General features: G+C 41.7%; 1 protein-coding gene. It reads left to right on the top strand.

Features of this window, described 5'->3' with window-relative positions; genetic code table 11:
- Positions 1-259: sensor histidine kinase (locus SB756_RS31960; RefSeq protein ID WP_410913486.1), on the top strand; the 259-nt coding region annotated here is incomplete at both ends.

The following is a 259-nucleotide window of genomic DNA, read 5'->3' as shown; positions in this document are numbered from 1 at the left end:
CAAAGACAAATTCAGCAAACAGATCAAGCTAAGCAAGCTGCGCAAAGTTTACTCTTAATGCTCAACCGCATGCTCGATTTTGCCAGAGTTGAAAGCGCACAAGCTGAGTTAAAACTAGCCCCATTTACGGTTGTGGAACTTGTTGATATTTGCGACAGCTTAACAGGGCCCTTGTGTGAGCAAAAAGAGGTTGAGTTTATTATTGATGTTGACCCTTTAATTGCACCTAGTTTGATTTGCGATAGCATAAGACTACAGC

Source organism: Pseudomonas sp. SIMBA_068 (assembly GCF_046534705.1).
GTDB lineage: Bacteria > Pseudomonadota > Gammaproteobacteria > Pseudomonadales > Pseudomonadaceae > Aquipseudomonas > Aquipseudomonas putida.
The sequence above is the reverse complement of the archived record's forward strand: the minus strand, read 5'-3'. Positions and strand labels throughout refer to the sequence as shown.